Genomic DNA, 9118 nt, shown 5'->3' with positions numbered 1-9118 from the left:
GATGTTCCTTCGTTGGAAAAGGTATTTCCCGATGTTACGCATGTATATCATATTGCCGCGTTGATTACGTTTGATCCGAAATTGTTTGAAAAACTACGGAAAGTAAATATTGAAGGAACTGCCAATATGGTGAATTTATCCATTGCGTACGGCGTGAAAAAATTCTGTTTCGTCAGTTCTATTGCTGCTATTGGAGAAAATACAGATCCAAGTGTTGCTATTACCGAAGAAACCCATTGGAATGCAGAAGCTGATAATAGTGTGTATGCTATTTCAAAATATGGTTCTGAAATGGAAGTTTGGCGCGGATCGCAAGAAGATTTAGACATGGTCATTGTAAATCCTGGTATTATTTTGGGCGCTGGATTTTGGCGCGGTGGCGGAAGCGGTTCGTTGTTTAGACAAATTGATAAAGGACTAAAATACTACACCAAAGGAATGTTAAGTTATGTAGATGTTGTTGATGTTGTTTCTGTAATGATTCAACTGATGAATAGCGATATTAAAAATGAACGGTTTGTGCTTGTTGCTGAAAATTGGACCGTAGAAAAGTTTTCCAAAACCACTGCAAAAGCGCTCGGTGTAAAACCTCCGCAAAAAGAAGCGAGTTCCTTTTTAATGGGAATTGCTTGGCGAATGGATTGGTGGCGACAATTTTTTACAGGAAAACACCGCAGATTGACGCGTTTGACGGCAAAATCGATTCAGTCGCAACTATTTTATAATAGCAGCAAGGTGCAAGAGAAATTGAATTTTACGTTTACTCCAATGGAAGAAACGATTGCACGTGTGAGTGCGCGGTATAAAAAAGAAAATTAATTATTATCCATCATTCGATGCATCTCCAAACTTAGGTTTTTCCTTCTTTTTTTCTAGAGAATCTTTCTTTTTCTTGGTACGCGCGAGTTTTTTAGCATCTTGAATAGAATCTCTGTGTTTTTGTTCGGCTTCTAATGCTATTCCAACTTCTTTGCGTTCTTTGGTCAATCTTGCTTGTACTATTTCGTATATTTCACCATACATTGCAGGATTTGCAGCGTAATAATTGTTGCTCGTTAAAAACTGTAAACTATCTGTATTGTGTTTTTTATACAAATACGAATCTAAATGCGTGTGTCCTTCTTCAAGCTTCTTTTTATTAACGCCTTTTATAGAATTCACTATCGTTACATCATATAAAATTTCCGCCATTTTTTCTTTGGAAAGTAAATTATCTGGCTTCGATATCGCTTCTTCTTTACAAGAAACAAGTGTTAGTAATACGATGAGTATGAGTGTTATATATTTGTTCATTACCTGTTAAATTCTAATTGTTTTCCATGACGTTTTTCAGAGAATGTTCCTTCTTTATACGCTAAATTTCCATTTAAAAATGTGTGCGTTACCGTACTATCTAGCGTGACACCTTCAAACGGAGACCAACCACATTTGTACAATACATTGTCTCTGGTAACGGTGTATGATTTTTCTAAATCGACCACAACCAAATCTGCATAAAAACCTTCTTTGATAAAACCTCTATCTTTTACTTGAAACAATCGCGCTGGATTGTGACACATTTTTTGCACTATTTTTTCCAAAGAGATTTTCCCTTGCTTGTGCGCTTGAATCATAGCGTTTAATGCATGTTGTACCAACGGTCCGCCAGAAGGCGCTTTTGTATAGGGATTGCTTTTTTCTTCTAATGTGTGTGGCGCATGATCGGTTGCAATAACGTCAATTCGGTCATCCAATAAAGCTTCCCACAATTGATCTCTATCATTTGCAGTTTTTACCGCAGGATTCCACTTGATATGCGTTCCTTTTTCTTTGTAATTTTCATCCGAAAACCATAAGTGATGAATACAGACTTCGGCAGTAATTTTCTTTTCTTCTAACGGAGTTGAATTGTCAAATAAGTGTGTTTCTTTTCCTGTTGACAAGTGAAAAACATGTAAACGCGCGCCTGTTTTCTTTGCCAATTCAATAGCTCTTGAAGACGAAATGTAACACGCTTCTTCACTTCGTATGATCGGATGATATTCGATTGGAATATCGTCTCCGTATTTCTCTTTGTATTCTGCTAAATTCTTTCGGATTGTTCCTTCATCTTCACAATGTACAGAAATAATCATATCGGTACTTGAAAATATTTTTTCTAACACTGCTGCATCATCCACCAACATATTTCCTGTAGACGAACCTAAAAATAATTTTAATCCAGCAACTTGCGTTGTATCTACTTTTAAGATTTCGTCTAAATTATCATTCGTTCCGCCAAACATAAACGAATAGTTAGCAAACGAAGTTTCTTTGGCAATGTTTAACTTATCATTTAACTTTTCAATAGTAGTCGTTTGCGGATTTGTATTTGGCATTTCCACAAAAGAGGTAATTCCGCCAGCAATGGCAGCTCTTGATTCCGTTCCAATATTGGCTTTGTGTGTAAGTCCAGGTTCTCTAAAATGCACTTGATCGTCAATGATACCAGGAAAAACATGCTTTCCCGCAATATCAATCACTTCATCAGCTTCATCGGAAAGATGTGTTCCGATCTTTGCAATTCGTTCGCCTTCAATTAAAATATCTGCCATTTGCACGGCAGATTCACTTACTATTTGTGCGTTTTTGAGTAGTATTTTATGCATTGCGTTTGGTTTTGGTAAACATACTTCTGACTTTCATTTTTATAATTCCGAAAACAGCTTCCGAAAATATAGAACTGTCCATTTTAGATTGTCCTTTGGTTCTATCGGTAAAAATAACGGAAACTTCTTTGATTTTGAAACCGAGTTTCCATGCTTTGAATTTGAGTTCTATTTGAAACGCATATCCTACGAATTTAATATTGTCTAAACCGATAGTTTCTAGCACTTTTCTGTGGTAACAAATAAATCCTGCCGTGGTATCGTGAATAGAAATTCCTGTGATAAAGCGCACATATTTTGAAGCAAAATACGACATTAGTACACGATTCATTGGCCAATTTACTACATTCACACCTTTTACATAACGCGAACCAATAGCAACATCGGCGCCTTCTTCTTGACAAGCGGCAAGCAAACGAACTAAATCTGCGGGATTGTGTGAAAAATCAGCATCCATCTCAAAAATATATTCGTAATCGCGCTCCAATACCCATCGAAAACCATGAATATAGGCAGTTCCCAAACCAGTTTTAGCTTCTCGTACTTCTAAAAATAGCTTGTTGGGATATTTTTTTTGAAGTTCTTGGACTTTTTTGTGCGTTCCGTCAGGAGAATTGTCGTCTACAATCAACACATGGAATTCCTTTTCTTGAGCAAAAACTGCTTCAATAATGGATTCAATGTTATCAATTTCATTATACGTAGGTATGACTACAATTGCGTCTGACATTTTCTAAAATTAAGATAATACCAAATAAACTTTAAAACAACCGATAAATTTGTTTCTATTTCCTTTACGCTTCGACTCCGCTCAGCACATGCATTTTAAACACAAAACAGAACCGTAACTAAGGTTATGCTTATATTTTCTATTTCATCTAAAGAAACTATAATTCAAATTTTACATCAATTATTTTAAAGCTTACTTGACATAACAAAAGTAAACAAATTATAAGTTTTGTGACTCACTATATTATTTTGTCCTAAATTTTTATGTATTATTTAACATACTTGTTAATTTTACCGAATGTTATCTACTGTAGAAAGAACGATTATTTCAAAAGATTGGCTCACGTTGTTATTTGTTATAACCTTGTGTTTGCTTGTCGTGACGCGTTTTGTGTTTCAAAAAAAGTTCTCTTTATTTTTAGTATTTCTTTTTTCGAATAAATATCAAAACCAAGTAGAATCGAAACAGGAAGACATTATTAACGGGTTTACAACGCTATTGTTCTGTATACAAGTCATTTCCTTTTCCATTTTTGGATATATTGCTGTTACTTTTTTCCGTCCTTACTTGATAGATGCGCCATTTTTATTTGTCAAAATCATCTCTTTTATGGTGTTTTTTATTGTGATTAGATACATTATTGAAAAAATTATGGCGGTTATTTTAGATATTGAAACGTACATAAACGCCTATAATTTTCACAAAATCAACGCTAGAAACTTATTTGGCTTGCTCTTGATTCCCATCAACTTAATGCTAGTATACTATGATTATCAGCATAACATTGTATTTTTCTCAGTAATTATCATATTTCTATCTTATAATCTCATTGTATTATTTCTTCTAGTAAAGAATTATCAAAAATTGATAATCAGTAAGTTGTTTTATTTTATTTTGTATCTTTGCGCACTTGAAATTGCCCCTTATTTAGTTATCTATAAATTATTAATTGAATAACGCGACAAATAAAATACAAGGTTTATGAAAGTAAAAACCATTTTAGTTTCTCAACCGGAACCAAAAATTGAGAACTCACCATACTCGAGGCTTATTGATAAGCAAAAGGTGAAAATCGATTTTAGGCCGTTCATACACGTTGAAGGTGTAAGTGCTAGAGATGTACGTCACCAAAAGATAGATTTGACAAAGTTCACAGCTATCATTTTAACAAGTAGAAATGCAGTAGATCACTTTTTTAGAGTAGCAGAAGAAATGCGCTTCAAAGTGCCTGATTCTATGAAATATTTTTGTCAGTCTGAAGCTGTAGCTTACTATTTACAGAAGTATGTAGTATACAGAAAACGTAAAATTTATGTTGGTAAGCGTACTTTTCAAGAATTGACGCCACTTATTAAAAAGTACAAAGACGAATCGTTCTTATTGCCATCTTCTGATGCATTGAAAGCAATTGTACCAACTACCTTAGATTCTTTGAAAGTAACTTGGGAACGCGGCGTTTTTTACAAAACTGTAGTGAGCGACTTATCAGATTTGCGTAATGTGTATTATGACATTTTAGTGTTCTTTAGTCCATCTGGAATTAAATCATTATTAGCTAATTTCCCAGACTTTGAGCAAAATGACACACGTATTGCTGTTTTTGGAAACACAACAATTAAGGCAACAACAGAAGCAGGTTTAAGAGTTGATATTAAAGCGCCAACGCCAGAAACTCCATCTATGACAATGGCACTAGCAAAATATATTGACGAAGTAAATAAGAAATAATTATTTTTTATATATCATATTAAAAAAGCGTATATCCATTACAGATATACGCTTTTTTGTTTTTGGGTTGGTTATGTATTGTAAATTTTTAGCTTGCTAAGAAAGAACTCAGGTTAAAATCCATAACGTTGTGGACCACCTCTTCTTATTTCTTCGCTAGCATACGATTCAAACTTTTTGAAGTTTTCTCTAAATGCATTTGACAGTTTAAATGCTGTTTCATAATACTTTTGGTCATCATTCCATGTTGTTCTTGGACTCAATATAGAATCTGGCACACCAGGACAACTTCTTGGTTGTGCTACTCCAAAAACAGAATGTATATGATAATCTTCATACGTATAGTTTCCTAAAGCACCGCCTAAAACAGCAGCAATCATTGCTCTGGTATATTTTAAAGCCATTCTTTTCCCTACGCCATATTGACCACCAGACCATCCAGTGTTCACAAGCCAGACATTTACACCTGCTTCTTTCATTTTCTTACTGAGCATTTCTGCATACTTTGTTGGATGCAATGGCATAAAAGGCGCTCCAAAACATGCTGAGAAACTTGGTACAGGCTCTGTTACTCCAGCTTCAGTACCAGCAACTTTAGCAGTATATCCAGAAATAAAGTGATATGCTGCTTGGCTAGGTGTTAATTTTGAGATAGGAGGCAATACGCCAAAAGCATCCGCCGTTAAGAAAAATATGTTTTTAGGATTTTTCCCTATAGATGGTACTTTTATATTGTTTATGTGATGAATAGGATAGCTCACACGTGTATTTTGTGTGATAGAAGTATCTTTAAAATCTACATTTCCATTCGCATCGAGAATAACATTTTCAAGAATTGCTCCTTTTTTGATTGCGCGGTAAATGTCTGGTTCTTTTTCTTCACTTAAATCGATTACTTTAGCATAGCAACCACCTTCAAAATTGAAGACTGTATTTTCATTTGTCCAACCGTGTTCGTCATCACCAATTAACTTGCGTTCTGGATCAGCTGATAAAGTTGTCTTTCCTGTTCCTGAAAGTCCAAAGAAAATAGCAGTATCATCGTCTTTTCCAACATTCGCACTACAGTGCATTGGCAAGGTGTTTTTAAATACTGGCAAAATAAAGTTCAATGCAGAAAAAATTCCTTTTTTGATTTCACCAGTGTAACCTGTTCCACCAATCAATGCAATTTTCTTTTCAAAGTTCAAAATAGCAAAATTATGTTGGCGTGTTCCATCAACTGCTGGATCAGCCATAAAGCCTGGCGCATTTACAATAAGCCATTCTTCTTCAAAACCATCTAATTCTGCCTCTGTTGGACGTAAAAACATGTTTTGAGCAAACATATTACTCCAAGGATACTCGTTTACGACACGAATATTCAGTTTGTAATTTTCATCAGCACAAGCATACGCATCTCGTACGTATATTTCTTTTTCTGATAAATAATCAACCACTTTGTCATACAATGCATCGAAAGCAGCTGGTTCAAATGGAATATTAATGTCGCCCCACCAAATTTTATCTTCTGTCACACTATCTTTCACGATAAATCGATCTTTAGGCGATCTTCCAGTAAACTCTCCTGTATTCACAGTAATAGCTCCTAAAGAAGTTTCAGTTCCTTGCCCTTTTTGTATCGTTTCTTCGTGAAGTTGATCAGAGGAAAGTTGGTAGTGTGCTTTCGCGTTTTTGATTCCGTATTGATTTAACGAAATCGTTTTCGTTGAGAAGGTGTTATTCGTCATAACTTTTAACTCTAGTTGTGTTTTTGTACGGAGCAAAAGTATAAATATTTTTATAGATTCCACATTTTAAAGCGATTTAATCCACTTTAATTAAAAAAACTGCGCTCTTTTTTAAAAATACTGCATTTTTAAACCGTTTTATCCGTTTTCAACCTAAAAAAGTTCACGATTAAAAGCAACCATCCAATGATTAATAATCCGCCGCCAATAGGTGTAATAAACCCAACGGACGTAATATCTATAGAAGTTACATCTTTGGTTGCCAACAGGTAAATAGAACCTGAAAACAGTAAAATTCCCCATAAAACAAAAACATATATTAATCGTTGCATTTTAGGTGAAATAAGTCCCGAAATTCCAACAATTAACAATAAAAAAGCATGATATATTTGGTAACGCACGCCCGTTTCAAACGAATGAATTTGGTCTGCACTCAATACTTTTTTGAGTCCATGCGCTGCAAAAGCACCTAAAATAACTGCCAAACAACCTAGAATTGCACCTGTAATCAATATTTTTTTTCTCATAAAATTGCGAAGTTATTTTTATAAATGTAACATTTTGCTACATTCGTGTTATATTTGTTTTTTTACAAAATTACGCAACAAAACCCACTTATGCGAAACATTTTAATTATTGGCGCAGGAAAATCTGCTTCATACCTCATTAAATATTTTTTAGATAAAAGTCATACTGAAAATTTACATATAACTGTTGGAGATATCAACATTAAAAACGCCCAAAAACTAGTTGGAGATCATGAAAATGCATCTGCTATTTTGTTAGATGTTTTTAATGCAGAAAGCAGAAAAGCAGCCATTGAAAAAGCAGCTATTGTCATTTCGATGTTACCTGCACGCTTCCATATTGAAGTCGCAAAAGATTGTGTGCATTTTGAAAAAAACATGGTAACTGCTTCTTACATTAGTAAAGAAATGCAAGCACTTGACGAAGCCGTTAAAGAAAAAGGCTTGGTATTTATGAATGAAATTGGTGTAGATCCAGGAATTGATCATATGAGCGCCATGGAAGTGATTGATCGTATTCGCGATACTAATGGAAAAATAATTTTGTTTGAATCGTTTACTGGCGGATTGGTCGCTCCAGAAAGTGATACCAATTTATGGAATTATAAGTTTACTTGGAATCCTAGAAATGTAGTATTGGCTGGACAAGGCGGAACCGCAAAGTTTATTCAAGAAGGAACGTATAAGTATATTCCATATAATAGACTTTTCCGTAGAACGGAATTTTTGAGCGTAGAAGGATATGGAAAGTTTGAAGCGTATGCCAATCGCGATTCACTAAAGTACAGAAGTGTATACGGTTTGGATGATATTTTGACTTTATACCGCGGAACGATTAGAAGAGTCGGATTTTCAAGAGCTTGGCAAATGTTTATCATTTTAGGAATGACAGACGACAGCTATACCATTGAAAACTCTGCCGAAATGAGTTACCGCGATTTTGTAAACTCGTTTTTACCTTACAGTCCAACAGATTCTGTAGAGTTGAAAATGCGTCATAATTTAAAGATCGATCAAGATGATACACTTTGGGAAAAGTTATTGGAGTTAGATATTTTTAATCCGAAGAAAAAAGTAGGTTTAGAGAATGCGACTCCAGCACAAATTCTGCAAAAGATATTGATGGATAGCTGGACACTTGCACCTGAAGATAAAGATATGATTGTCATGTACCACAAGTTTGGGTATGAGAAAGCTGGTAAAAAGTATCAAATTGATTCTAAAATGGTGATTTTAGGTGAAGATCAAACGTATACTGCCATGGCAAAAACGGTTGGTTTACCTGTGGCAATTGCTGCTTTGAAGATATTGAATGGCGAGATTAACACGCCTGGCGTACAATTGCCAATTACCAAAGAAGTATACACGCCTATTTTAAAGGAATTAGAAGATTACGGAGTTATTTTTAAGGAAGAAGAAGTTCCTTATTTTGGGTATGATCGTCATGTTCTTTAGGTTTTAGTTGTTGATCAAGTTGCTTACTAACTAATCGTTTCCTAGTACTTCTCGATACTAATTTGTTTCACAAATTCACTCGAAGTGACGTTATTGATTGACGGTGTACGATTGTTGATTATATAAAAATCTGATCTCTACGAAACGTCATTGCGAAGGTTTGAAAAACGTGTGGCAATCTGTTTGTTAAGAAACAGATTGCTTCGGCGTACACTTCTCGCAATGACGTTTTATAGTACTTCTCGATACAATTTTCTGTCGAAAATCACTCGAAGTGACGTTTTATTGATCTATTGAAAACTCATAATTTCAAACCTCTAT

At 34.7% G+C, this 9118-nt stretch carries 9 protein-coding genes; 4 read left to right on the top strand and 5 right to left on the bottom strand.

Annotated features, from left to right (window positions below; translation table 11 throughout):
- On the top strand, positions 1-819 hold an 819-nt coding region (locus tag AB8B65_RS08715; protein WP_405300543.1), incomplete at its 5' end, for an NAD-dependent epimerase/dehydratase family protein.
- 3 nt (positions 820-822) lie between these two features.
- Here the strand turns inward: AB8B65_RS08715 and AB8B65_RS08710 are convergent.
- The 3 genes from AB8B65_RS08710 to AB8B65_RS08700 are packed head-to-tail and all read right to left on the bottom strand — an operon-like array spanning position 823 to position 3357.
- On the bottom strand, positions 823-1293 hold the full coding sequence (locus AB8B65_RS08710) for a DUF4296 domain-containing protein (protein ID WP_405300541.1): 471 nt from the start codon (positions 1291-1293) through the stop codon (positions 823-825).
- Positions 1293-2627, bottom strand: coding sequence for a dihydroorotase (locus AB8B65_RS08705; RefSeq protein WP_405300540.1), 1335 nt, complete (start codon positions 2625-2627; stop codon positions 1293-1295). The genes AB8B65_RS08710 and AB8B65_RS08705 overlap by 1 nt, the downstream gene beginning before the upstream one ends.
- A complete protein-coding gene (locus AB8B65_RS08700; RefSeq protein WP_405300538.1) occupies positions 2620-3357 on the bottom strand; it encodes a polyprenol monophosphomannose synthase in 738 nt (245 codons plus the stop codon). The genes AB8B65_RS08705 and AB8B65_RS08700 overlap by 8 nt, the downstream gene beginning before the upstream one ends.
- A gap of 297 nt (positions 3358-3654) precedes the next feature.
- Here AB8B65_RS08700 and AB8B65_RS08695 point away from each other — a divergent pair, with 297 nt between their 5' ends.
- Positions 3655-4314: a DUF4271 domain-containing protein gene (locus AB8B65_RS08695; protein ID WP_405300537.1), complete on the top strand. Its 660-nt coding sequence runs from the start codon at positions 3655-3657 to the stop codon at positions 4312-4314.
- 24 nt (positions 4315-4338) lie between these two features.
- Positions 4339-5085: a uroporphyrinogen-III synthase gene (locus AB8B65_RS08690; protein WP_405300536.1), complete on the top strand. Its 747-nt coding sequence runs from the start codon at positions 4339-4341 to the stop codon at positions 5083-5085.
- A 113-nt stretch (positions 5086-5198) separates the two neighbouring features.
- Here the strand turns inward: AB8B65_RS08690 and pckA are convergent, their stop codons facing one another.
- Both pckA and AB8B65_RS08680 read right to left on the bottom strand, forming a co-directional pair.
- On the bottom strand, positions 5199-6815 hold the full coding sequence (gene pckA, locus AB8B65_RS08685; protein WP_405300535.1) for a phosphoenolpyruvate carboxykinase (ATP): 1617 nt from the start codon (positions 6813-6815) through the stop codon (positions 5199-5201).
- Positions 6816-6943: 128 nt separating this feature from the next.
- Positions 6944-7342: a DUF423 domain-containing protein gene (locus AB8B65_RS08680; RefSeq protein ID WP_405300534.1), complete on the bottom strand. Its 399-nt coding sequence runs from the start codon at positions 7340-7342 to the stop codon at positions 6944-6946.
- A 90-nt stretch (positions 7343-7432) separates the two neighbouring features.
- Between AB8B65_RS08680 and AB8B65_RS08675 the strand changes: the two genes are divergently transcribed.
- A complete protein-coding gene (locus tag AB8B65_RS08675; protein ID WP_405300532.1) occupies positions 7433-8797 on the top strand; it encodes a saccharopine dehydrogenase family protein in 1365 nt (454 codons plus the stop codon).
- Positions 8798-9118 lie beyond the last annotated feature (321 nt).

The sequence above is a fragment of the Kordia sp. genome (assembly GCF_045105435.1).
Classification (GTDB): Bacteria; Bacteroidota; Bacteroidia; order Flavobacteriales; family Flavobacteriaceae; genus Kordia.
The sequence above is the reverse complement of the archived record's forward strand: the minus strand, read 5'-3'. Positions and strand labels throughout refer to the sequence as shown.